The organism is Brevundimonas intermedia (assembly GCF_004614235.1).
Classification (GTDB): Bacteria; Pseudomonadota; Alphaproteobacteria; order Caulobacterales; family Caulobacteraceae; genus Brevundimonas; species Brevundimonas intermedia_A.
On record NZ_SPVH01000006.1, the window covers coordinates 1,289,133 to 1,310,291 of the forward strand.

Here is a 21,159-nt window from a genome sequence, read left to right on the forward strand (position 1 = left end):
ACCTATATGCGCCCGGACCGTAAGGACCGGGCGTCCTTAACCCCCAAACTGCAGGACCCCCGGTTCGGGGACCTTAGGAGCTAGAAAATGGCCAAGGAAAAGTTCGAACGGAACAAGCCGCATTGCAACATCGGCACGATTGGTCACGTTGACCATGGCAAGACGACGCTGACGGCTGCGATCACGATGGCGCTGGCCAAGGCGAGCGGCGGCAAGGCGATGAACTACGCCGACATTGATGCTGCGCCCGAAGAAAAGGCCCGCGGCATCACGATCAACACCGCGCACGTGGAATATGAGACGGCCAACCGTCACTATGCCCACGTCGACTGCCCCGGCCACGCCGACTATGTGAAGAACATGATCACCGGCGCCGCTCAGATGGACGGCGCGATCCTGGTGGTGTCGGCCGCCGACGGCCCGATGCCGCAGACGCGCGAGCACATTCTGCTGGCCCGTCAGGTCGGCGTGCCGGCCCTGGTGGTCTTCATGAACAAGGTCGACCTGGTCGACGACGAAGAACTGCTGGAACTGGTCGAGATGGAAGTGCGCGAGCTGCTCTCGTCGTACCAGTTCCCGGGCGACGACATTCCGATCACCAAGGGCTCGGCCAAGGCGGCGACCGACGGCGTGAACCCGGAAATCGGCGAGCAGCGCGTGCTTGAGCTGATGCAGACTGTGGATGACTACATCCCGCAGCCGGCGCGTCCGCTCGACCTGCCGTTCCTGATGCCGGTCGAAGACGTGTTCTCGATCTCGGGCCGCGGCACCGTGGTCACGGGCCGCGTCGAAAAGGGTATCGTCAAGGTCGGTGAAGAAGTCGAAATCGTCGGCATCCGTCCGGTCCAGAAGACGACCTGCACGGGCGTCGAAATGTTCCGCAAGCTGCTGGACCAGGGTCAAGCCGGTGACAACGTCGGCGTCCTGCTGCGCGGCACCAAGCGTGAAGACGTCGAGCGCGGCCAAGTGCTGTGCAAGCCGGGCTCCATCACCCCGCACACCAAGTTCCTGGCCGAAGCCTACATCCTGACCAAGGAAGAAGGCGGTCGTCACACCCCGTTCTTCACGAACTACCGCCCGCAGTTCTACTTCCGCACCACGGACGTGACGGGCATCGTTCACCTGAAGGAAGGCGTCGAGATGATCATGCCCGGCGACAACGCCGAGCTGAACGTCGAACTGATCACCCCGATCGCCATGGACCAGGGCCTGCGCTTCGCCATCCGTGAAGGCGGCCGTACCGTCGGCGCCGGCGTCGTGGCAAAGATCGTCGAGTAGTCGATACATCCTTTTGGCCTAACGCGCTCACGCGCTGCTTGAGGCCGAGAGACACAGTAAGCGTAACAGAGCGGCCCCCGGAGAAATCCGGGGGCCGTTTTGCTATGAGGTGCTGCGGATGTCGGCAACGCGGCCTTGCTTCAGGCGTTAGGATCGTCTGCCGAAAAGCCAAGGTTCCCGATGCGTCTGATCTCGTTGCTTGCCTGCCTTATCGCCCTGTCGGCCTGCGCGACCCACCCCGGTAAGGTCGATCATGTCCGGTTCGCCGGCGATGCGAAGACGGTGTTGGCGACGACCGAGGATGGCGTACTGCGGGGAGTGGACGGGGCGGGGACGCGGGCGTTTCTGGGCGTGCCGTTCGCTGCGCCGCCGGTCGGTGATTTGCGTTGGCGCGCGCCGCAGCCGGTGGAGGCGTGGAGCGGTGTTCGGGATGCGACGCGGATCGCGAAGGACTGCACCCAGGCTATCGGGCGGCGCTCGATCCTGGGTGGCGGTGGCGGGATCGTGGTGGGGTCCGAGGACTGTCTTTACCTGAACATCTATGCGCCGGGCGAGGAGCGGGCCGAGGCCCGACCCGTGATGGTCTACATTCCTGGCGGCGCCTTCACCGTGGGGTCGGGGGCGAACTATGATCCGTCGAAGCTGGCGCGCGATCAGGGGCGGGTGATCGTGACGATGAACTATCGGCTGGGGGCGCTGGGCTGGTTGGCGCATCCGCAGTTTCAAGGCACGGGCGAGGGGTTCGGCGGTAACTTCGGCCTGATGGATCAGCAGGCGGCGTTGCAGTGGATCCATCGCAACATCGCGGCCTTCGGCGGCGATCCGGGCAATGTGACCCTCTTCGCCGAGAGCGCGGGGGCGTGGACGGCCTGTTATCTGATGGCGTCGCCGCAGTCCGAGGGGCTGTATCAGCGGGTCATCATGCAGAGCGGCGGGTGTCTGGAGCCGTCGTCGCTGGTCAGCGCGCAGGATGCGGCCCAGTCGGGGCCTATGTTCGCCGAGCGGCTGGGCTGCACCGGCGAGGATCAGATCGGGTGCCTGAAGGCCCTGCCGGCGTGGCGGTTGTCGCGGGCGGCCTCGCTGAGGGCGGGCATCAATGGGCCGGGGTCGTGGGGGCCAGTGCATACGGATGCGACCGTGCCGGAAAACCCGGCGGCAGCAATCCGCGAAGGGCGGTTCACGCGCGTGCCCGTGATCGTGGGCACGAACCTGGACGAGGGGCGGCTGTTCGCCAATGAGGTGCAGGACATGGACCGCTATCAGAAGGAGACCATCTGGATGTATGGCGACCAGGGCGAGCGGGTGCTGGCGCGCTATCCGGTCGGCGAGGACGGGCCGGCCTACGCCATCGCGACCAACTTCACGGACCAGAGGTTCGCCTGTCCATCACAGGCGCTGAGGCGGGTGTTGGCGCAGCATGTGCCGGTGTGGGGCTATGAGTTCGCGGATCGCGGGGCGCCGTTCGTACTGCCGGACTGGATCGTCGGTCTGGACCTAGGGGCCTATCACGCCAGCGAACTGGCCTATGTGTTCGGGACCAGTTGGGTCTTTGCGGACGTGAAGAAATTCACGCCGGGGCAGAAGGCGCTGTCGGAGCGGATGCAGCGGCTGTGGGCGACGTTCGGAACGGCGGACTTCGCCGCAGAGTGGCCCCGCGTCGAGGGCGCGGGGCCGGTTCGGGTGTTCAAGCCGGAAGGCGATGCGATGGACGACGACTTTTTCGCGCGCCACCACTGCGACTTCTGGGACGGGACGCCGTTCGGCGCCGTTCACTGACCCTCAGATAAAGCGGACCGTGACGCCGGGCTTGACCTTGTCGGCCAGCATCCAGGCGTCCCAGTTGGTCAGGCGGACGCAGCCATGCGAGGCGGTCTTGCCGACCAGGTGCGGGTCGGGCGTGCCGTGGATGCCGTAGCTGGGCTTGTTCAGATCGATCCAGACCACGCCGACCGGATTGTTCGGGCCGGGTTTGACGATGACCTTTTCCTTGCTGTCGCCATAGCTGAGCTTTGACGGGTCATAGGTGTAGTCGGGGTTTCGGGCGACGCCGTTGACCTTGACCGTGCCGGTCGGGGTCGGGTTGTCGCCGCTGCCGATGGTGGCGGGGAAATAGGCAATCAGCTTGCCGTCGGCGTCGAAGGCGTTCACCGAGCCTTCGCTCTTGTCGATGTCGATGTGATCGACGTCGGCGGGCAGAGGCGTGGTGTTGACGGCCGGCACCAGCAGCGCCTGACCGACACGGTTGAAGTCGGCGCCGGGGTTCATGGCGCGCAACAGCGCCTCGGTGACATGGAAGCGTTCGGCCAGGGCCTCGACGACGTTGGCGTAGCCCATGTGCGCGGCCTGGCCCTGGGCCTGCAGCTCCGTGGGAACGACGCCCAGATAGGGACCGGCGATGTCCTGCTGGGTGATGGCGTAGGTGGTGGTGATCGCACCCGGACCGGCGGCGGCGCGCAATCTGCCCATCACGTCGGCGTCGAGTTCGCCGGTCACGGTCATGGCGTTCGCCTCCTGGAAGGCGGAAATGGCCTGACGCATGTTGGAGCCCGCCAAGCCGTCGATGGCGCCGGGCGAGAAGCGGGCACGTTCGAGCAGAACCTGGGCGCGGACCAGGGCAGGTTGAGCCTGGGCCTGAGCGGCGTCGGGCTGAGGCGACTGCCCGGCCTGGGCCGCCGGCTGGGCTGGCGGCGTATAGGCGGTGTTCTCGATGGCGTCGCGCGAGAGGGGGCCGGTCGCGCCCACCTCAACCGCCGGGGTCTTGGCGGCCTCTTCCTCCCTGGGCGAGCAGGCGGACAGGGACAAGACGGCGAGGGCGGCGACGTAGGCGGATCGGTTCATTTCGGACTTTCGAGGCAGGCGGGACAGGTGGGCGATATCAGTTCTGTTCGCCTGTGGCGGGATCGGTTTCTGTCTCGCCGGAGTTGGACGAGCCTTCCGAGCCCTTGGGTTCGGTGGCGGGGCGCGGAGGTTCGCCGTCTGCGTCCGGGCGCAGGTTTTCGTTTTCGACGCTTTTGCTGTCGGGGCGTTGGTCGGTCATGGTCGTCTCCCTTTGGATCAAGGCAACGCGCAGGGGGCAAGGCGGCTCCGTCAATGCGCGTTCACCATGCCGGTGAACCCTGATGAAACGCGCGTGGTGCAGGGTGCGGTCTGGAATGGACCTTGCTGCACGGGGTTCGATGAGGATGCGTATGGCCGGAATGCTGCAGGTCGAGATCATGGACGCGGGGGCGCTGGACGCCGCCGCCGTCGCCCTGTGGCGTGCGTGGACGGACGGCAATCCGGAGCTGGCCAGCCCCTATTTCCGCTGGGAATATGCCGAGATCGCCTCGCGGGTCTGTCCCGGCGCGGCGATCGCTGTGTTCCGGCGCGACGGCGAGATCGTCGGCTTCTTCCCGCATCAGCGGCGCGGCGGAGCGGTGCAGCCGCTGGGCGCGCCGATGAACGACTATCACGGCGTCATCGCGCCCGTGGGCGAGACGATCACGCTGGAAGAGGTGGCGCGGCTGTTGAAGGCCAAACGTCTGAACGTGCCCGGCTGGATCGGGGCCGGCGAGACGGGGCAGGCGCGTGAGACGGTGCAGGTCATGATGCCCGAGCCGGGATATGACGCCTGGTACGCCGAGCGGCGCTCGACCTTCGGCAAATATTTCAAGGACAAGGAACGGGCGCGGCGCAGCCTGGAGGCCGAGTTGGGGCCGATCCGGGTGGAGCGGGGCTTGCGCGATCCGGCGCTGCTGGATCATCTGATCGCGCTGAAGGCGGCGCAGTATCGGCGGTCGGGCCTGCACGACATCTTCGCCTGCGGCTGGACGCGGGATCTGTTGCACGCGCTGATGAGCGAGCCGCGCGCGGACTTCGGCGCCTCGATGGCGGCGATGCATGCGGGCGACAAGCTGGTGGCGGTGGAGTTCTCGCTGCACGCCGGGCGGCACTACCATTTCTGGTTCCCGGTCTATGAGCCGGCGCTGGCGCGCTGTTCGCCGGGCATCCTGCTGAGCATGGACACGATGCGGCTGGCGGCGGTCGAAGGGTTCCGGGTGTTCGACTTCGGATTCGAGGGCGAGACCTACAAGAAGTATTTCGTCAACGCCCGCCAGACGGTGCGCGAGGCCGTGGTGATGCGGCCCGGCGTGACCCAGGTGCTGGGCGACGTGACGGTGGCGGCGCTAAACCGCGCGGGCGGACGGGGCGAGGCGGTGCGTGCGTCGCTGCGCCGACGCTGGGCCACCATCGAAGCCTGCGAAGCGACGCCCGTCGGTCGGCTGAGGGGGGCTGCGGTCGCGGCGCGATCCGCCGTCCAGAAGGCCGCCGCCAAGAAGAAGACGCCGGCGCGCGTCGCCCACGTCTGAAGGAGATGGTTGCCATGACCGAACGCCGCACCCGCTATCCTGGGCCGATCGCCGAGGCGAAGACGCATGCCCATACGTTGATCGATCAGGGCTTCGCCGAGGACGCGGCGCTGGCGGCCGTGCTGGATCGCTATCCGGCCGAGCTGTTCGACATCAACCTGTATGACTATGACGACGAGGGGCAGGTCAGCTTACGCACCGGCGCGCGCGGGCGGCTGTCGGGCGAGGAGCTGCTGGAGGCGATCAAACAGGGTCGGCTTTGGGTCAATCTGCGCGGGGTCGAGACCGGCTGGCCCGAGCTGTGGGCGGCGGCCATGAAGGATTTCGCCGCGATCCAGGCGACCTATCCGGGGATGCGGGCGGTGCGGAATGCCGGGCAGTTGATCCTGTCGTCGCCCAAGGCGCGGGTGCCCTATCATTTCGACGCGGCGGGGGTGGTGCTGTTCCACCTGCGCGGGCGCAAGCGGCTGTTCGTCTATCCGGGCGACGAGGGGCATCTGCCCGAGCGCAATATGGAACAGGTGGTGGCGCGTCAGACGACCGAGGAACTGCCCTATACGCTGGCGTTCGAGAACGATGCCCAGGTCATGGATCTGGAGCCGGGGCGGGCGCTGACCTGGCCGCTGTATGCGCCGCACCGGGTCGAGAATCTGGACCGGTTCTGCGTCAGCCTGTCGATGGATTTCCAGACCTGGCCGTCGCGGTTCAGGAATGGGGCGCTGTTCACCAATGCGGTTATACGGAGCAGGGGCGGCCGGCCGCGCTTCACCGACGGCATGACGACGCCGGAGCTGGCCGCGCGCTGGGCCGCGTCGCTGGCGCTGAAGAAGTCGGGGGCGATGAAGAGCAAGATCGAGAACTTCGAACGCGACTTCGAACCCGAGGTCGGGGCGGCGGATGGGGCGGGCGTCATTGGGCGCCCATCCTGAACACGGCGCGTTAATTCGAGTTCATGACCCCGAGTTAAAATGACTTCGGCGCGGGCGGCGCGCACCTTCTCCTAACATTCGGGAAAGGGAAGCCGCACATGAAGACCGCACTGATCGCCGCCGCCGCTGTCGCCACACTGACGGGACTGGCCGCCGCGCCCGCCTCGGCCGCCGAGGTCGAAATCCGCAACGCCGTGGCGCGCGTTGTCGTCATCGTCGAGGACCGCAACGACATCGGCGTCGAGGTCACGCAGGGCCAGACGCGCCTGCCGGCCATCCAGGTCCGTCGCGAAGGCGGCGACGTGAAGATCGACGGCGGCCTTCGTCGCAACGGCATGTGGGGCGGTAACGACGGCATCCGCAGCTGCAACTCGGGACGTTCGGATGCCGCCCAGCCAGGGCAGGGGGCGACGGTCGAGGTGCGCGACCTGGGGCGGATCCGTCTGGAAGACGCGCCGCTGATCGTGGTGCGCACCCCTCGCACCGTCGATGTCAGCGCCAGCGGCGCCGTGTTCGGTTCGGTCGGACGTGGCGCGCGGTCGGTCGAGTTGGACAACGGCGGTTGCGGCAACTGGAACGTCGCCAATGTGGACGGCGATCTGGAACTGGGCCTTGGCGGGTCGGGGGCGATCCGCGCGGGCACGTCGCGTTCGCTGGATGCCAGTGTCGGCGGCTCCGGCTCCGTCGCGGCAGGACCGACCGGCAATCTGAAGGCAGCCGTCGGCGGCTCGGGCAATGTGGACGTGGCCAGCGCCAACGGCCGGGGCGAGCTGTCGATCGGCGGCTCGGGCGGGGTGAACGTGCGTCAGGGCCGGATGGACAAGCTGTCGGTCGCCATCGGCGGCTCGGGCGATGTCCGCTTTGGCGGTGCGACGCGTGATCTGGATGTCGCCATCGCCGGGTCGGGCAGCGTCCGCGTCGCCTCGGCCACCGGATCGGTGTCTCGCTCTGTCGTCGGATCGGGAACCCTGCATATCGGGCGCTAAGACCCGTTTCTCCGCCGCGAGAGGAAGGGCCCCCGCGAGAGGAAGGGCCCCCGGTCGTGGAACCCCGGGGGTCTTTTTCGTGCGGGGCGTCAGCCAAGAAAAAGCCCCGGCGGATCGCTCCGCCGGGGCTCTTCGTCTTGGATCAGGCGTCGAGGATCAACGCAGGCCGAACAGCTTGGTGATGCTGCCCAGGTTGCGGCCCAGGGTGGCGCCGGCGCGGTCGCGCGATTGCAGATCGCCACCGAAGTTGTAGCGAACGCCGACTTCGAAGGAGTCGATCGTCAGATCGGCATCTTCCAGCTCAGCGCGGTCATAGCCGGCGAAGACGCTGTAAGGCGTTGCAGCGAAGGCGTATTCGGCGCCGACGCCGGCCGACCAGCCGTCGGTGCTGACGCCAGCGAAGTCCACGTCCGAATAGGAGGCGCGAGCGGCCAGACGCAGGGCGGGCGTCGCGTAGAAGGCGGCTTCACCACCAACGGTCCACAGGTCTGCGTCATCGACGGCGCCGTACGACACGACGCCGGTCAGCGTGGCTTGCTGGAAGTACTTCTGGCCTTCGGCGCCGAAGGTCATCAGCGTGTCGCCACCGGCGATTTCTTCAGCGCCGACGAAACCGCCGAAACGCATGTCTTCGATGGCCTTGGTCAGGTGGACGGCGCCCGACAGGGTGGTCTCGTCGCCGAAGTCGTAGTCCGAATAGGTTCCGGCGGCGTTGAAGGTCGCGGTCCAGTCGCCGAAGGCGGGGGTGGCGACGACGCCGGCGACGGTGGCGCCGTCCAGGTCGGCGTCAGCGCCGGGAACTTCGATCTTGGAATGGTTGTAGGCGACGCCGACCGAGCCGACGGCGTCTTGAGCGAAGGCCGGAGCGGCGAACAGAGTGGCGGCGGCGGCCGAGGCGAGGAGGATCGTCTTCATTTTCTTTTGTCCTTAGCAGTCTGTGCCCGGATGGGGGTCCAGGGAGGGCGGCTGCTATCAGGATGTGTCGAAGCTGAGCAATAAACCGCCGTTACATAAATGTCTTGAAACTGTCGTGTGGCGGATCGGTCACGCCTTGTGGTTGGAATGTGTCAGTTCGGCGTGCTTCATGGGGCAAGCGGTTAACAGCGCCAATCGCATAAACATATAAGCATATCCTTATGTCTATTGACGTGAGCCGTGCCTTGCTGTCATCTGACTGCGTCGTGGTCTGCACGCGATCTTCGGAGCGCGTGGAGCTAAGAGGGAAGCCGGTGTGAAACCGGCGCTGCCCCCGCAACTGTAAGCGGCGAGTCGAGGGTCCATCTCGTGTCACTGGCGTTCGCGCCGGGAAGGCCGGGCCCGAGGCGTCGACCCGTGAGCCAGGAGACCTGCCCCGACAGATAACGTCCTCCGGCGGGGTGCCCGGTCAGGCCGCATGAACGCCGCGACGGAACGACCGCGCGCGAGCGGTCGCGCGTTCCTGTCCGCTGTCTCGCCACAGCATCAACGGCAGAGAGCATGGTCAGCAGCGATTTCACTTTCAGGATCAAGCGCACCGCGCTCGACGAGGACTATCGTCCCGCCGAGAACACGCGGATCACCACCAACTTCGCCAACTTGGCGCGAGGGGAGAGCCGCCAGGAGAACCTGCGCAGCACCCTTCGGATGATGGACAACCGGTTCAACTCGCTGGCCTGGCGGGACAATCCCCGGGGCGACCGCTATGCGCTAGAGCTCCAGATCGTCTCCGTAGAGATGAGCTTCTCTGGGACCGAAAACACCGACGCTTTCCCCCTGATCGAGATCCTGCAGACGACGATCGTCGATCAACAAACAGGCGCACGCATCGACGGCATCGTGGGGAACAACTTCTCCTCCTACGTCCGCGACTACGACTTCAGCGTGGTCCTGCCTGAGCACATGAAGGCCCACCCGAATGCGGGTGCGCCGGACGACTTCGGCGACCTGCACGGCAAGCTGTTCAGGCACTTCCTGGGGTCGCGCGCCTATCAGGACAACTTCGCCAAGCCGCCGGTCATCTGCCTGAGCGTGTCGAGCAACAAGACCTACCATCGCACGGGCGCCGAGCACCCCGTGCTCGGTCTTGAATACGCGAACGAAGAGTTCTCTCCGACCGATCGGTATTTCGCGAAGATGGGAATGAAGGTCCGCTACTTCATGCCCAAGGGCAGCGTCGCGCCGTTCGCCTTCTACCACATCGGCGACCTGACCGGCGACTACACCGATCTGGAGTTGGTCAGCACCATCGCGACGATGGAGACCTTCCAGAAGATATATCGCCCCGAAATCTACAACGCCAACTCCCCGGCGACAGAGCAGTATCAGCCGAGCCTGAAGGCCCAGGACTATTCGCTGACCCGCATCGTCTACGACCGCGAGGAGCGCAGCCGCTTGGCCGTCGAGCAGGGCCGTTTCGTCGAGGAGCGCTTCATCAAGCCCTACCGCGCCGTGCTCGACCAATGGTCCGCCAACTTCGCCGCCGCCTGATCAGTCCAGCACTTCAAAGTCATTGCTCATGAAAACCATGCTCCCCACCTCGACCGCCGGCAGTCTGCCCAAACCCGTCTGGCTGGCCCAGCCCGAGACCCTATGGTCGCCCTGGAAGCTGGAAGGCGACGAACTGGTCGAGGCCAAGCAGGACGCCCTGCGCCTGTCTCTAGACGACCAGCGCCGTGCCGGCATCGACATCGTCAGCGATGGCGAACAGACCCGCCAGCATTTCGTCACCACCTTCATCGAGCATCTCGACGGCGTGGACTTCGAGAACCGCAAGACCATGCGAATCCGCAACCGCTACGACGCCAGCGTGCCGGTGGTCGTGGGAGCCGTCAGCCGTCCGAAGTCTGTGTTCGTGGAGGACGCGAAGTTCCTGCGGGCCCAAACTGACCAGCCGATCAAATGGGCTCTTCCTGGGCCGATGACGATGATCGATACCCTCTACGACGACCACTACGGCAGACGCGAGAAGCTGGCATGGGAGTTCGCCAAAATTCTCAACGAGGAAGCCCGCGAATTGGAAGCCGCCGGCGTCGACATCGTTCAGTTCGACGAACCCGCCTTCAACGTCTTCTTCGACGAGGTGAACGATTGGGGCGTCGCCACACTCGAAAAGGCGGCCGAGGGGCTGAAATGCGAGACGGCCGTCCACATCTGCTACGGCTACGGCATCAAGGCCAACACCGACTGGAAGAAGACCCTGGGCTCGGAGTGGCGCCAGTATGAGGAGGCTTTTCCCAAGCTGCAAACCTCCAGCATCGACATCATTTCGCTGGAGGCTCGGAACTCGCGCGTGCCGATGGACCTGATCGAATTGATCCGGGGCAAGAAGGTTATGGTCGGAGCCATAGACGTAGCGACCGACGTGATCGAGACTCCCGAGGAAGTCGCCGACACCCTGAGGAAGGCGCTCCAGTTCGTGGACGCCGACAAGCTGTATCCCGCCACCAACTGCGGCATGGCGCCCCTGTCGCGCCGGGTCGCCAACGGCAAGCTGAAGGCCTTGGGCGCCGGCGCCGAGATCATCCGAAAAGAACTGTCGGCCTGAACTCAATGAACACTATTCTGAATCGACTCCGCACCGGCGCGATATGCGTACCGAGGAATACCCAAAAGACTAAGAACGCTGGCTCGCTGACCAACACGCCTATGGAAATCGCCCATCAATGACTGTCCGCCTGATCGACATGGTGTTCCCTGGGGACGCCAATCACCACGGCACTTTGTTCGGGGGCGTCGGTCTGGCGCATCTGGACAAGGTCGCCTTCCTGGCCGCTGCGCGTCATGCGCGGCGGCCGACCGTGACGGCCGGGTGCGAGCGGATCGACTTCGCCGCACCGGCCCGGATCGGGGAGATGGTCGAGGCGACGGGCAAGGTCGTGCGCGTTGGCCGCACGTCCATGGGCGTCGAGGTCGAGCTATGGGCCGAGGCGCCGGTCAGCGGCGAACGGCGGCTATGCACGCGAGGCGTCTTTAATATGGTCGCGCCGCGAGAGGCGGGGCAGGGCGACCTAGCGCCTCCGCAGGAAGACACGCCCGTGGACGACGACTGGCTGAGGGCGGTGGAGATGGTCTTTCCGACCTGGACCAATCACTACGGCACCCTCTACGGCGGCGACGCGCTCAAGCTGATGGGCAAGGCGGCTTTCATCTGCGCCACGCGCAAGGCCAGGGCCGTCATGGTCATGGCGGCGTCGAACCGCGTCGACTTCTCCTCTCCCATAAGAGAAGGGGACATGATCGAACTGGCGTCGCGCGCGACAAAGATCGGTCGGACCTCGGTGACCATAGAGGTCGAACTGTGGGCCGAGGGGCTGCTGACAGGCGAACGGCGGCGGTCTGCAGCGGCCGAGTTCGTCATGGTGGCGGTGGACGAAGCCGGGCGGCCCAGGCCGATTTCCAGGTTGGTGTCGCCGCTGGAGATCGCCTGACGAAATCCTGTGTCAGCACGGGTTTGCGCGCTTGACGAAATCAGAATCGGTAGGCATAAGCCACCACTCTTGTTGGACCGGCTGTGCAGTTCGCTGCAAACGCGGTCCGCAGGAACGACCTAAGTCACTGTTCTTTGCAGCTTCTTGGGACTTCAGCGGCCTTCGCGGGTAACTGCGTGGGCCGATCGTTTTTGCGGATTTGCGTTCCCTGAGGGCTTTTTGCCCGAAGGCCTTCGGTCTTTGAAATAGTTCACAGGGACGCGGTCCTCCGACCGCATTGGAAGTAAGCACCGATATGGATCAAAGCATCCGCATCAGGCTCAAGGCCTTTGATCACCGCGTCCTCGATTTCTCGACGCGCGAGATCGTCAATACAGCCAAGCGCACCGGCGCGACCGTTCGCGGTCCGATTCCGTTGCCGACCCTGATCGAAAAGTTCACCGTGAACCGCTCGCCGCACGTCGATAAGAAGTCGCGTGAGCAGTTTGAAATCCGCACGCACAAACGCGTGCTCGACATCATCGACCCCACCCCGCAGACCGTGGACGCGCTCATGAAGCTCGACCTGTCCGCCGGTGTGGACGTCGAGATCAAGATTTAAAGTAGAAAGAGGCGGGATCCGATGCGCACGGGCGTGATCGCCAAGAAGCTGGGCATGACCCGCGTGTTCGCCGATGACGGCGCGCACGTACCGGTCACTGTGCTCCAGCTCGACGGCTGCCAAGTCGTCGGCCAACGTACCCAGGAGCGTGACGGTTACGTCGCCCTCCAGCTGGGTGCTGGCACGAAGAAGGCCAAGAACACCAACAAGGCTCAACGCGAGACCTTCGCCAAGGCGGAAGTCGAACCGAAAGCCTATGTGACCGAGTTCCGCGTCGATGCGGGCGGTCTGCTGGACGTGGGCGCCGAACTGTCGGCTGAACACTTCCTGGTAGGCCAGAAGGTCGACATCCAGGGCGAGACTATCGGTAAGGGTTTCGCCGGCGCCATGAAGCGCTGGAACTTCGGCGGCCTTCGCGCCACCCACGGCGTTTCGGTCTCGCACCGTTCGCACGGTTCGACGGGTAACCGTCAGGACCCGGGTCGCACGTTCCCCGGCAAGAAGATGGCCGGCCATTACGGCACGGAAACCGTCACCACCCAGAACCTGACCGTCGTCCGCGTGGACGCCGAGCGTGGCCTGATCCTGATCAAGGGCGCTGTCCCCGGTCACGACGGCAGCTACGTCAAGGTTCGCGACGCCATCAAGAAGGCTCGCCCGGCCGACGCTCCGTTCCCCGGTGCGCTGAAGTCGAGCAAGTCTGCTGCTCAACCCGCCTCGACCCCGGCTGAAGAAGCCCCCGTCGAAGCGACCGAAGGCGGTGAAGCGTAATGAAACTCTCTGTCATCCAACTCGACGGCAAGGCTGCTGGCGACGTGGAACTGTCGGACGCCGTCTTCGGCATCTCCGACATCCGCGGCGACATCCTGGCCCGCACCGTCAACTGGCAACTGGCCAAGCGCCGCGCCGGTACGCACAAGGTCCAAACCCGCAACGAGAACTCTCGTACGGGCAAGAAGATGTACAAGCAAAAGGGCACCGGCGGCGCTCGTCACGGTTCGCGCCGTGCACCGCAGTTCGTTGGTGGTTCGCGCGCCTTTGGTCCGATCGTTCGCGATCACGGCTTCTCGCTGCCGAAGAAGATTCGCGCGCTGGCCCTGCGTCACGCCCTGTCTTCCAAGGTCAAGTCGGGCGACCTGATCATCGTCGACACCGTCTCCGTCAAGGAAGCCAAGACCGCTTCGCTGCGCGAGACGCTCGGCAAGCTGGGCTGGACCAAGGCTCTCATCATCGCGGGTCCCGAAGTCGACACGAACTTCGGCCTGGCCGCACGCAACATCCCGCACATCGACGTGCTGCCGAACGCCGGCCTGAACGTCTATGACATCCTGCGGGCTGACAAGCTGGTGCTGACCAAGGCCGCCATCGAAGCGATCGAAGCTCGCTTCAGCGATAAGGAAGCCGCGTAATGGCCGCTCAACCTACCGCCAAACACTACGACACGATCCTCTCGCCGATCATCACCGAGAAAGCGACGATCCTGTCCGAGCAGAACAAGGTCGTCTTCCGCGTCGCCGACACGTCGACCAAGGACGAGATCGCTGCGGCGGTCGAAAGCCTGTTCAAAGTCAACGTCCTGAAGGTCAACACCCTGGTTCAAAAGGGCAAGACCAAGCGCTTCCGGGGTATCCTGGGTCGCCGGGTCGACATCAAAAAAGCGATCGTGACGCTGGCCGACGGCCAGTCGATCGACGTCACCACGGGGCTCTGATCAGATGGCCTTGAAACATTACAATCCGACCTCGCCGGGCCGTCGCGCCCTCGTGCTGGTCGACCGTTCGGAGCTCCACAAGGGCCGTCCGGAAAAGTCGCTGACCGAAGGCCTGACCAAGTCGGGCGGACGCGGGCAGGGCGGTCGCATCGCGGTCCGCTTCCGTGGCGGCGGCGCCAAGACCCTCTACCGCCGGATCGACTTCAAGCGTCGTAAGTGGGACATGGTCGGCACGGTCGAGCGTCTGGAATACGATCCGAACCGCACGGCCTTCATCGCCCTCGTGACCTACGAAGACGGCGAGAAGACCTACATCATCGCGCCGCAACGCCTTAAGGCCGGCGACACGGTGATCGCGGGCGAAAAGACCGACGTGAAGCCGGGCAACGCCATGCCGCTCCGTTCGATGCCGGTGGGTACGATCATCCACAACATCGAAATGAAGCCGGGCAAGGGCGCTCAGCTGGCTCGCTCGGCCGGCGCCTACGCCCAGCTGGTGGGTCGCGATCAGGGCTACGCCCAGATCCGTCTCGGCTCGGGCGAACTGCGCATGGTCCTGGACGGCTGCATCGCCACGGTGGGCGCGGTTTCGAACCCCGACCACATGAACCAGAACCTGGGCAAGGCCGGTCGCAAGCGTCACATGGGCTTCCGCCCGCACGTTCGCGGCGTCGCCATGAACCCGATCGACCACCCGCACGGTGGTGGTGAAGGCCGGACCTCTGGTGGTCGTACCCCGGTTACGCCGTGGGGCAAGGACACCAAGGGCACCCGTACCCGTAAGAACAAGGCTACGGACAAGTACATCATCCGTACCCGCCACGTTAAGAAGGCTCGCTAAGAATGGCCCGCTCCTCCTGGAAAGGCCCGTTTGTCGACGGGTATCTGCTCAAGAAGGCCGACGCCGTTCAAACGTCGGGCCGCAAGGACGTGATCAAGACCTGGTCGCGCCGCTCCACCATCCTGCCGCAGTTCGTCGGTCTGACGTTCGGCGTCCATAACGGTCAGAAGCATGTGCCCGTGTCGGTCTCGGAAGAGATGGTCGGCATGAAGCTCGGCGAGTTCGCCCCGACCCGGAGTTTCCCGGGTCACGCGGCGGACAAGAAGGCCAAAAGGAAGTAACTGATGGCCCAGACAAAAAATGAGCGTCGGGTCGCCCCGACAGAGGCCCGCGCAAAGCTGGTCAACGTACGCATCAGCCCGCAAAAGCTGGGCCTGGTCGCCGCATCGATCCGCGGCATGCCGGTCCAGAAGGCGCTGAACGAGCTGGAATTCAGCCGTAAGCGTATCGCGACCGACGTCCGCAAGGTCCTGTATTCGGCGATCTCGAACGCCGAGAACAACCACAACCTCGACATCGACAACCTGATCGTCGCCGAGGCCTATGTGGGCAAGAACCTGGTGATGAAGCGTTTCGCGAGCCGTGCTCGTGGTCGTTCGTCGCGCATCCTGAAACCGTTCAGCGAGATCACCATCGTGGTCCGTGAAGCCGGCGAGGCCGCCTGATGGGTCAGAAAATCAATCCGATCGGTCTGCGCCTCGGCGTGAACCGTACGTGGGACAGCCGTTGGTTCGCCGCCGGCGCCGACTACTCCCGCCTGCTGCACCAGGACCTGAAGCTGCGCGAGTGGCTGCGGGAACGTCTGGGCGCCGCCGGTGTGTCGCGCATCATCATCGAGCGCCCTCACAAGAAGTGCCGCATCACCATCTACGCCGCCCGTCCGGGTGTCGTGATCGGTAAGAAGGGCGCTGACATCGAGAAGCTCCGCAAGGACATCTCGGCGCGCACCGAAGGTGAAGTTCACCTGAACATCATCGAAGTCCGCAAGCCGGAAACCGATGCGCAGCTGATCGCTGAAAACATCGCGCAACAACTGGAACGCCGCGTGGCCTTCCGTCGCGCCATGAAGCGTTCGATGCAGTCGGCGATGCGTCTCGGCGCCAAGGGCATTCGTATGAATGTCGCTGGTCGTCTGGGCGGTGCGGAAATCGCACGTATGGAATGGTATCGCGAAGGTCGCGTGCCGCTTCACACGCTGCGCGCCGACATCGACTATGGCTTCTATGAAGCCAAGACGACCTACGGCATCATCGGCGTGAAGGTCTGGGTCTTTAAGGGTGAAGTGCTGGAGCACGATCCCATGGCGCAGGACAAGCGTTGGGCCCAGGAAGCTTCGGGTCCGTCCTCGAACGAAGGCCGCGAACGCGGCGGCCCCCGTGGCGACCGCGGTCCGCGTCGCGACCGGGGGCGTGAGAACTAAGTCATGTTGCAACCGAAGAAGACCAAGTACCGCAAGGCCTTCAAGGGCCGCATCCATGGCTCGGCCAAGGGTGGCTTCTCGCTGAACTTCGGGTCGTATGGCCTGAAGACGCTGGAGCCGGAACGCATCACTGCGCGTCAGATCGAAGCGGCTCGCCGCGCGATCACTCGCCAGATGAAGCGTCAGGGCCGCGTCTGGATCCGCGTCTTCCCCGACCTGCCCGTCACGGGCAAGCCGGCCGAAGTCCGGATGGGTAAGGGCAAGGGCGCCGTGGACCATTGGGCCGCACGCTGCCACCCGGGCCGTATCCTGTTTGAAATCGACGGCGTTCCGGACGATGTCGCCCGCGAAGCGCTCCGTCTCGGCGCAGCCAAGCTGCCGGTCCGCACCAAGGTGGTGACCCGCATCGACGCCGGCGTCGCTCATGTCGAGGTAGCCGCCTGATGACCAAGATCGCCGACTTGCGGTCGCAAACGACCGACCAACTGTCCGACGAGCTGCTGAAGCTCAAGAAGGAACAGTTCAACCTGCGCTTCCAGGCGGCCACCGGCCAAATGGAAAAGACTCACCGCGTTGGTGAAGTCCGCAAAGACATCGCACGCATCTCGACGCTTCTGCGCGAGCAGCGTGCGGCCTCGTAAGGAAACGAATATGCCCAAGCGAATTCTTGAAGGCGTGGTCGTGTCCGACAAGGGCGAAAAGACCGTCGTCGTGAAGGTGGAGCGCACGCTGCTTCACCCCGTTCTGAAAAAGATCGTTCGTCTTTCGAAGAAGTATCACGCGCACGACGAAGCCAACGCGCTCAAAGTCGGCGACATCGCTCGCATCGTCGAGTGCGCCCCGAAATCCAAACTGAAGCGCTGGGAAGTCCTTTCCAACGCCTCGGCCTCGTAATCAGAAGGATCTGATCTTATGATCCAGATGCAAACTAACCTGGAAGTGGCCGATAATTCGGGCGCCCGCCGGGTCATGTGCATCAAGGTGTTGGGCGGCTCCAAGCGCCGCTACGCCTCGATCGGCGACACAATCGTCGCCTCCGTGAAGGAAGCCATCCCCCGCGGCCGCGTGAAGAAGGGCGACGTCGTTCGCGCCATCGTCGTGCGCACCGCCAAGGACATCCAACGCAAGGACGGCTCGGTCATTCGTTTTGACAAGTCGGCCGCCGTCATCGTCAACAAGCAGAACGAGCCCGTCGGCACGCGGATCTTCGGCCCTGTTCCTCGTGAACTGCGCGCCAAGAACCACATGAAGATCATCTCGCTGGCTCCGGAGGTCCTGTAACATGGCCGCCAAGATCAAGAAGGGCGACCGCGTCGTCGTCCTCACCGGCAAGGACAAGGGCCGCACGGGCAACGTGCTGAAGGTCCTGCCTACCGAAAACCGCGTCCTCGTCGAAGGCTGCAACATGGTTCAGCGCCACACGCGCCCGAGCCAGGCTGACCCGCAGGGCGGTATCAAGAACAAGGAAGCCTCGCTTCACCTGTCGAACGTCGCGATCGCCGACGCCAACGGCAAGGCGACCCGCGTCGGCTTCAAGATTGATGGGGACACCAAGGTCCGCATCGCCAAGACGACGGGAGACGTCATCTGATGGCTACCGAAAAGTACGCTCCGCGCCTCAAGGTCGAGTATCACGCTCGCATCCGCCAGGTGATGAAGGAAAAGTTCGGCTACACGAACGAAATGCAGGTGCCCAAGCTGGACAAGATCGTCCTGAACATGGGCATCGGTGAAGCTGTCGCGGACTCCAAGAAGGCGAACACCGCCCTCAAGGATCTGACGGCCATCGCCGGTCAGAAGGCCGTCGCCACCAAGGCCCGTAACTCCATCGCCGGCTTCAAGCTGCGCGAAGGCATGGTCATCGGCGGCAAGGTCACGCTGCGCGGCGAACAGATGTACGAGTTCCTGGACCGGTTCATCACGATCGCGCTGCCGCGCGTGAAGGATTTCCGTGGTCTGAAGGGCACGTCCTTCGATGGTCGCGGCAACTACGCCACGGGTCTGAAGGAACACATCGTGTTCCCGGAGATCAACTACGACCAGATCGATCAGATGTGGGGCATGGACATTGTCGTCTGCACCACGGCCAAGACCGATGAGGAAGCCAAGGCTCTCCTCACCGAGTTCAAGTTCCCGTTCGTGAAGAACTGAGCGGGAAGGGAAGAGCACAATGGCTAAGAAAAGCGCCGTAAACCGTAACGAAGCCGTCAAGGCCCTGGTTGCGAAGTATGCCGCGAAGCGGGCCGCCCTGAAGGCGACCGCCAACGATGAAAACCTGCCGCTGGAGGAGCGCTTCGACGCGCGCCTGAAGCTGGCTGAACTGCCGCGCAACTCCGCGCCGAGCCGCATTCGCAACCGTTGCGAAGTGACGGGTCGTCCGCGGGCGTTCTATCGCAAGCTCAAAATGAGCCGGATTGCGCTGCGTGAACTCGGTAACCAGGGCCAGATCCCTGGCCTGACGAAATCCAGCTGGTAAGGGGAGCGAACAGACATGATGATCAACGATCCCCTGAGCGACATGATCGCTCGCATCAAGAACGCGGCGACCCGCAAGCGTTCCAAGGTGCTGACCCCCGCTTCTCGTCTGCGCCAGCGCGTCCTCGACGTGCTGCAGGACGAAGGCTACATCCGCGGCTACAACCTGGTTCAGAACCCGGGTGAGTTTCCGCAGTTCGAGATCGAGCTGAAGTACTTCGACGGTCAGCCCGTCATCGCCGAGATCGCTCGCGTGTCCAAGCCGGGCCGCCGCGTCTATTCGGCGATCGGCGATCTGAAGCCGATCAAGAACGGCCTCGGCATCTCGATCCTCTCGACTTCGAAGGGCGTCATGTCCGACGCCTCCGCCCGCGACGCTAACGTCGGCGGCGAAGTCCTCTGCAGGGTCTACTGATATGTCCCGTATTGGCAAGAAAACCATCGCTGTGCCGAAGGGCGTGACTGTCACGCTCGACGGCCAGAAAGTCACCGTGAAGGGCCCCAAGGGCGAGAGCTCCTGGACCGTCGCCGAAGAAATCGAAGTCACCCAGGAAGGCGACGACCTGTCGCTGGGTCTGCGGTCGGACACGCAACGCGGTCGTGCGATGTGGGGCCTGTCGCGCACCCTGGTCGACAACATGGTCGTCGGCGTCACCTCCGGCTTCGAAAAGTCTTTGGAGCTGGTCGGCGTGGGTTACCGCGCCGCCATGAAGGGCGACGCCCTTTCGCTGCAACTCGGCTTCTCGCATGAAGTCGATATCGCTCCGCCGGCCGGCGTCAGCTTCGCAGTGCCGAAGCAAACCGAGATCAAGGTCTCGGGCGCTGACAAGCAAGCCGTCGGTCAGATCGCCGCGGTCATCCGCAAGCTGCGTCCGCCGGAGCCCTACAAGGGCAAGGGCGTCCGTTACGCGGGCGAGAAGGTCCGTCGCAAGGAAGGCAAGAAGAAGTAAGTCATGGCTCTTTCTCTTCGACAACAAGCCAAGCGCCGCTCGGAGCGCACTCGTCGCCGCCTGAAGGCTGTCGCCAACGGTCGCCTTCGTCTGTCGGTCAGCCGTTCGGACAAGAACATCTCGGCCCAGATCATCGACGACGCCCAAGGCGTGACCGTCGCGTCTGCCTCGTCGCTGGAAGGCGGCAAGGGCAAGCGCGGTTCGGACACGGCTGCGGCCGCCGCAATCGGCAAGCTGATCGCCGAACGCGCCATCGAGAAGGGCGTCAAGGACGTCGTCTTCGACCGTGGCGAGTACATCTATCACGGACGGGTGAAGGCGCTGGCGGAAGCCGCGCGTGAAGCCGGCCTGAACTTCTAAGGGACGCGACAGATGGCGCATCAACCCCAACGTGGCGGCGGCGGTAACGACCGCAACCGTCGTGACAACCGCAATGGCCCCCAAGCCGATGGTCCGGATTCGGACATCGTCGAGAAACTGGTCCACATCAACCGCGTCGCTGCCACCGTCAAAGGCGGCCGTCGTTTCTCGTTCGCAGCCCTGATGGTCGTCGGCGACGGCAAGGGTCGCGTCGGCTTCGGTCACGGCAAGGCGCGTGAAGTGCCGGAAGCCATCCGCAAGGCGACCGAAGAAGCCAAGAAGACCATGATCCGCGTTCCTCTTCGCGAGAACCGCACCCTGCACCACGACGGCAACGGCCGTTGGGGCGCCGGCAAGATCATGATGCGCGCTGCCCCTCCCGGGACCGGCGTCATCGCAGGTGGTCCGATGCGCGCCGTGCTCGAAACCCTCGGCGTCCAGGACGTCGTGGGCAAGTCGACCGGTTCGTCGAACCCCTACAACATGATCCGCGCGACGTTCGAAGCGCTGAAGGTCCAGTCCTCGCCCCGTCAAGTCGCGTCCAAGCGCGGCAAGAAGGTCGCGGATCTGATGGGCCGTCGCAACGACGGCGCTTCGACGCCCGAAGCTGTGGAGTCCTAATCATGGCCCCGTCCAAGAAGACCGACGCCAAGACCGTCACCGTCAAGCAGACCGGTTCGCCGATCCGCCGCAAGAACGACCAGCGCGCCACCCTGGTGGGCTTGGGTCTGAACCGCCTGGGTCGTGAATCGACCCTGGAAGACACGCCTTCGGTTCGGGGGATGATCGCCAAGGTCGCTCACCTGACCGAGATCGTCGAAAAGTAAGACAAAGACTCTCCCTCCCCCTCGGG

The 21,159-nt window shown here is 64.5% G+C and carries 31 protein-coding genes and 1 riboswitch; of the genes, 28 read left to right on the plus strand and 3 right to left on the minus strand.

Going from position 1 to position 21,159, the window contains the following annotated elements:
* Positions 1 to 87: 87 nt before the first annotated feature.
* The gene (gene tuf / locus EGY25_RS12715) at positions 88 to 1,278 is read left to right on the plus strand and encodes an elongation factor Tu (protein ID WP_135195311.1); all 1,191 of its coding nucleotides are present in this window, start codon (positions 88 to 90) and stop codon (positions 1,276 to 1,278) included.
* 180 nt (positions 1,279 to 1,458) lie between these two features.
* Positions 1,459 to 3,054 (plus strand): carboxylesterase/lipase family protein, encoded by a 1,596-nt coding sequence (locus EGY25_RS12720; protein WP_135195312.1) that lies wholly within the window; start codon positions 1,459 to 1,461, stop codon positions 3,052 to 3,054.
* A 3-nt stretch (positions 3,055 to 3,057) separates the two neighbouring features.
* Here the strand turns inward: EGY25_RS12720 and EGY25_RS12725 are convergent, their stop codons facing one another.
* Together EGY25_RS12725 and EGY25_RS16585 are read right to left on the minus strand one after the other, a co-directional pair.
* Positions 3,058 to 4,116, minus strand: a complete 1,059-nt coding sequence (locus EGY25_RS12725; RefSeq protein WP_135195313.1) for a L,D-transpeptidase family protein — start codon at positions 4,114 to 4,116, stop codon at positions 3,058 to 3,060.
* A 37-nt stretch (positions 4,117 to 4,153) separates the two neighbouring features.
* On the minus strand, positions 4,154 to 4,315 hold the full coding sequence (locus EGY25_RS16585) for a hypothetical protein (protein ID WP_167762547.1): 162 nt from the start codon (positions 4,313 to 4,315) through the stop codon (positions 4,154 to 4,156).
* Between the two features lie 151 nt (positions 4,316 to 4,466).
* Here EGY25_RS16585 and EGY25_RS12730 point away from each other — a divergent pair, with 151 nt between their 5' ends.
* The 3 genes from EGY25_RS12730 to EGY25_RS12740 all read left to right on the plus strand — a co-directional run bounded on the left by EGY25_RS12730 (position 4,467) and on the right by EGY25_RS12740 (position 7,542).
* On the plus strand, positions 4,467 to 5,627 hold the full coding sequence (locus EGY25_RS12730; RefSeq protein WP_135195314.1) for a GNAT family N-acetyltransferase: 1,161 nt from the start codon (positions 4,467 to 4,469) through the stop codon (positions 5,625 to 5,627).
* 14 nt (positions 5,628 to 5,641) lie between these two features.
* The gene (locus tag EGY25_RS12735; RefSeq protein ID WP_135195315.1) at positions 5,642 to 6,556 is read left to right on the plus strand and encodes a transcriptional regulator; all 915 of its coding nucleotides are present in this window, start codon (positions 5,642 to 5,644) and stop codon (positions 6,554 to 6,556) included.
* A gap of 98 nt (positions 6,557 to 6,654) precedes the next feature.
* Positions 6,655 to 7,542 (plus strand): GIN domain-containing protein, encoded by an 888-nt coding sequence (locus EGY25_RS12740; protein ID WP_135195316.1) that lies wholly within the window; start codon positions 6,655 to 6,657, stop codon positions 7,540 to 7,542.
* A 156-nt stretch (positions 7,543 to 7,698) separates the two neighbouring features.
* Here the strand turns inward: EGY25_RS12740 and EGY25_RS12745 are convergent, their stop codons facing one another.
* Positions 7,699 to 8,457, minus strand: a complete 759-nt coding sequence (locus EGY25_RS12745) for a hypothetical protein (RefSeq protein ID WP_135195317.1) — start codon at positions 8,455 to 8,457, stop codon at positions 7,699 to 7,701.
* A 250-nt stretch (positions 8,458 to 8,707) separates the two neighbouring features.
* Positions 8,708 to 8,910, plus strand: a riboswitch (cobalamin riboswitch).
* A gap of 108 nt (positions 8,911 to 9,018) precedes the next feature.
* Here EGY25_RS12745 and EGY25_RS12750 point away from each other — a divergent pair.
* The 23 genes from EGY25_RS12750 (at position 9,019) to rpmD (ending at position 21,133) form a co-directional block, all read left to right on the plus strand.
* Positions 9,019 to 10,008, plus strand: coding sequence for a DUF1852 domain-containing protein (locus EGY25_RS12750; protein WP_135195318.1), 990 nt, complete (start codon positions 9,019 to 9,021; stop codon positions 10,006 to 10,008).
* A gap of 28 nt (positions 10,009 to 10,036) precedes the next feature.
* Positions 10,037 to 11,065 carry a methionine synthase gene (locus EGY25_RS12755; RefSeq protein ID WP_135195319.1) on the plus strand — a complete coding sequence of 343 codons (1,029 nt, stop codon included), beginning with the start codon at positions 10,037 to 10,039 and terminating at the stop codon, positions 11,063 to 11,065.
* A gap of 118 nt (positions 11,066 to 11,183) precedes the next feature.
* Complete coding sequence (locus EGY25_RS12760) at positions 11,184 to 11,948, plus strand: acyl-CoA thioesterase (protein ID WP_245159461.1); 765 nt, start codon at positions 11,184 to 11,186, stop codon at positions 11,946 to 11,948.
* 295 nt (positions 11,949 to 12,243) lie between these two features.
* Positions 12,244 to 12,549 (plus strand): 30S ribosomal protein S10, encoded by a 306-nt coding sequence (rpsJ, locus tag EGY25_RS12765; protein ID WP_105563630.1) that lies wholly within the window; start codon positions 12,244 to 12,246, stop codon positions 12,547 to 12,549.
* Between the two features lie 21 nt (positions 12,550 to 12,570).
* Positions 12,571 to 13,320, plus strand: coding sequence for a 50S ribosomal protein L3 (rplC, locus tag EGY25_RS12770; RefSeq protein ID WP_135195320.1), 750 nt, complete (start codon positions 12,571 to 12,573; stop codon positions 13,318 to 13,320).
* Positions 13,320 to 13,958 carry a 50S ribosomal protein L4 gene (gene rplD, locus EGY25_RS12775; protein WP_135195321.1) on the plus strand — a complete coding sequence of 213 codons (639 nt, stop codon included), beginning with the start codon at positions 13,320 to 13,322 and terminating at the stop codon, positions 13,956 to 13,958. The genes rplC and rplD overlap by 1 nt, the downstream gene beginning before the upstream one ends.
* Positions 13,958 to 14,260 carry a 50S ribosomal protein L23 gene (locus tag EGY25_RS12780; protein WP_135195322.1) on the plus strand — a complete coding sequence of 101 codons (303 nt, stop codon included), beginning with the start codon at positions 13,958 to 13,960 and terminating at the stop codon, positions 14,258 to 14,260. Before rplD ends, EGY25_RS12780 begins: the two co-directional genes overlap by 1 nt.
* A 4-nt stretch (positions 14,261 to 14,264) precedes the next feature.
* The gene (rplB, locus tag EGY25_RS12785) at positions 14,265 to 15,101 is read left to right on the plus strand and encodes a 50S ribosomal protein L2 (protein WP_135195323.1); all 837 of its coding nucleotides are present in this window, start codon (positions 14,265 to 14,267) and stop codon (positions 15,099 to 15,101) included.
* Positions 15,102 to 15,103: 2 nt separating this feature from the next.
* On the plus strand, positions 15,104 to 15,382 hold the full coding sequence (gene rpsS / locus EGY25_RS12790; protein ID WP_135195324.1) for a 30S ribosomal protein S19: 279 nt from the start codon (positions 15,104 to 15,106) through the stop codon (positions 15,380 to 15,382).
* Between the two features lie 3 nt (positions 15,383 to 15,385).
* Entirely contained in the window at positions 15,386 to 15,766 is a 381-nt protein-coding gene (rplV, locus tag EGY25_RS12795) for a 50S ribosomal protein L22 (protein WP_135195325.1), read from the plus strand.
* Positions 15,766 to 16,521, plus strand: a complete 756-nt coding sequence (gene rpsC, locus EGY25_RS12800; RefSeq protein ID WP_135195326.1) for a 30S ribosomal protein S3 — start codon at positions 15,766 to 15,768, stop codon at positions 16,519 to 16,521. The genes rplV and rpsC overlap by 1 nt, the downstream gene beginning before the upstream one ends.
* Before the next feature lie 3 nt (positions 16,522 to 16,524).
* Positions 16,525 to 16,965 carry a 50S ribosomal protein L16 gene (gene rplP, locus EGY25_RS12805; protein ID WP_087119314.1) on the plus strand — a complete coding sequence of 147 codons (441 nt, stop codon included), beginning with the start codon at positions 16,525 to 16,527 and terminating at the stop codon, positions 16,963 to 16,965.
* Positions 16,965 to 17,162, plus strand: coding sequence for a 50S ribosomal protein L29 (gene rpmC / locus EGY25_RS12810; RefSeq protein WP_135195327.1), 198 nt, complete (start codon positions 16,965 to 16,967; stop codon positions 17,160 to 17,162). Before rplP ends, rpmC begins: the two co-directional genes overlap by 1 nt.
* Positions 17,163 to 17,172: 10 nt before the next feature.
* Complete coding sequence (gene rpsQ, locus EGY25_RS12815) at positions 17,173 to 17,415, plus strand: 30S ribosomal protein S17 (protein WP_008262472.1); 243 nt, start codon at positions 17,173 to 17,175, stop codon at positions 17,413 to 17,415.
* An 18-nt stretch (positions 17,416 to 17,433) separates the two neighbouring features.
* Positions 17,434 to 17,802, plus strand: coding sequence for a 50S ribosomal protein L14 (gene rplN / locus EGY25_RS12820; RefSeq protein ID WP_003164378.1), 369 nt, complete (start codon positions 17,434 to 17,436; stop codon positions 17,800 to 17,802).
* 1 nt (position 17,803) lies between these two features.
* Entirely contained in the window at positions 17,804 to 18,112 is a 309-nt protein-coding gene (gene rplX / locus EGY25_RS12825; RefSeq protein WP_135195328.1) for a 50S ribosomal protein L24, read from the plus strand.
* Complete coding sequence (rplE, locus tag EGY25_RS12830) at positions 18,112 to 18,672, plus strand: 50S ribosomal protein L5 (RefSeq protein ID WP_135195329.1); 561 nt, start codon at positions 18,112 to 18,114, stop codon at positions 18,670 to 18,672. The genes rplX and rplE overlap by 1 nt, the downstream gene beginning before the upstream one ends.
* A gap of 19 nt (positions 18,673 to 18,691) precedes the next feature.
* Complete coding sequence (gene rpsN, locus EGY25_RS12835; RefSeq protein ID WP_135195330.1) at positions 18,692 to 18,997, plus strand: 30S ribosomal protein S14; 306 nt, start codon at positions 18,692 to 18,694, stop codon at positions 18,995 to 18,997.
* 15 nt (positions 18,998 to 19,012) lie between these two features.
* Complete coding sequence (gene rpsH, locus EGY25_RS12840; RefSeq protein ID WP_135195331.1) at positions 19,013 to 19,411, plus strand: 30S ribosomal protein S8; 399 nt, start codon at positions 19,013 to 19,015, stop codon at positions 19,409 to 19,411.
* Between the two features lies 1 nt (position 19,412).
* Entirely contained in the window at positions 19,413 to 19,946 is a 534-nt protein-coding gene (rplF, locus tag EGY25_RS12845) for a 50S ribosomal protein L6 (RefSeq protein ID WP_135195332.1), read from the plus strand.
* Positions 19,947 to 19,949: 3 nt separating this feature from the next.
* The gene (rplR, locus tag EGY25_RS12850; RefSeq protein WP_135195333.1) at positions 19,950 to 20,306 is read left to right on the plus strand and encodes a 50S ribosomal protein L18; all 357 of its coding nucleotides are present in this window, start codon (positions 19,950 to 19,952) and stop codon (positions 20,304 to 20,306) included.
* Between the two features lie 12 nt (positions 20,307 to 20,318).
* Positions 20,319 to 20,927, plus strand: a complete 609-nt coding sequence (gene rpsE / locus EGY25_RS12855) for a 30S ribosomal protein S5 (RefSeq protein WP_135195334.1) — start codon at positions 20,319 to 20,321, stop codon at positions 20,925 to 20,927.
* Between the two features lie 2 nt (positions 20,928 to 20,929).
* A complete protein-coding gene (gene rpmD / locus EGY25_RS12860) occupies positions 20,930 to 21,133 on the plus strand; it encodes a 50S ribosomal protein L30 (protein WP_135195335.1) in 204 nt (67 codons plus the stop codon).
* Positions 21,134 to 21,159: the final 26 nt, after the last annotated feature.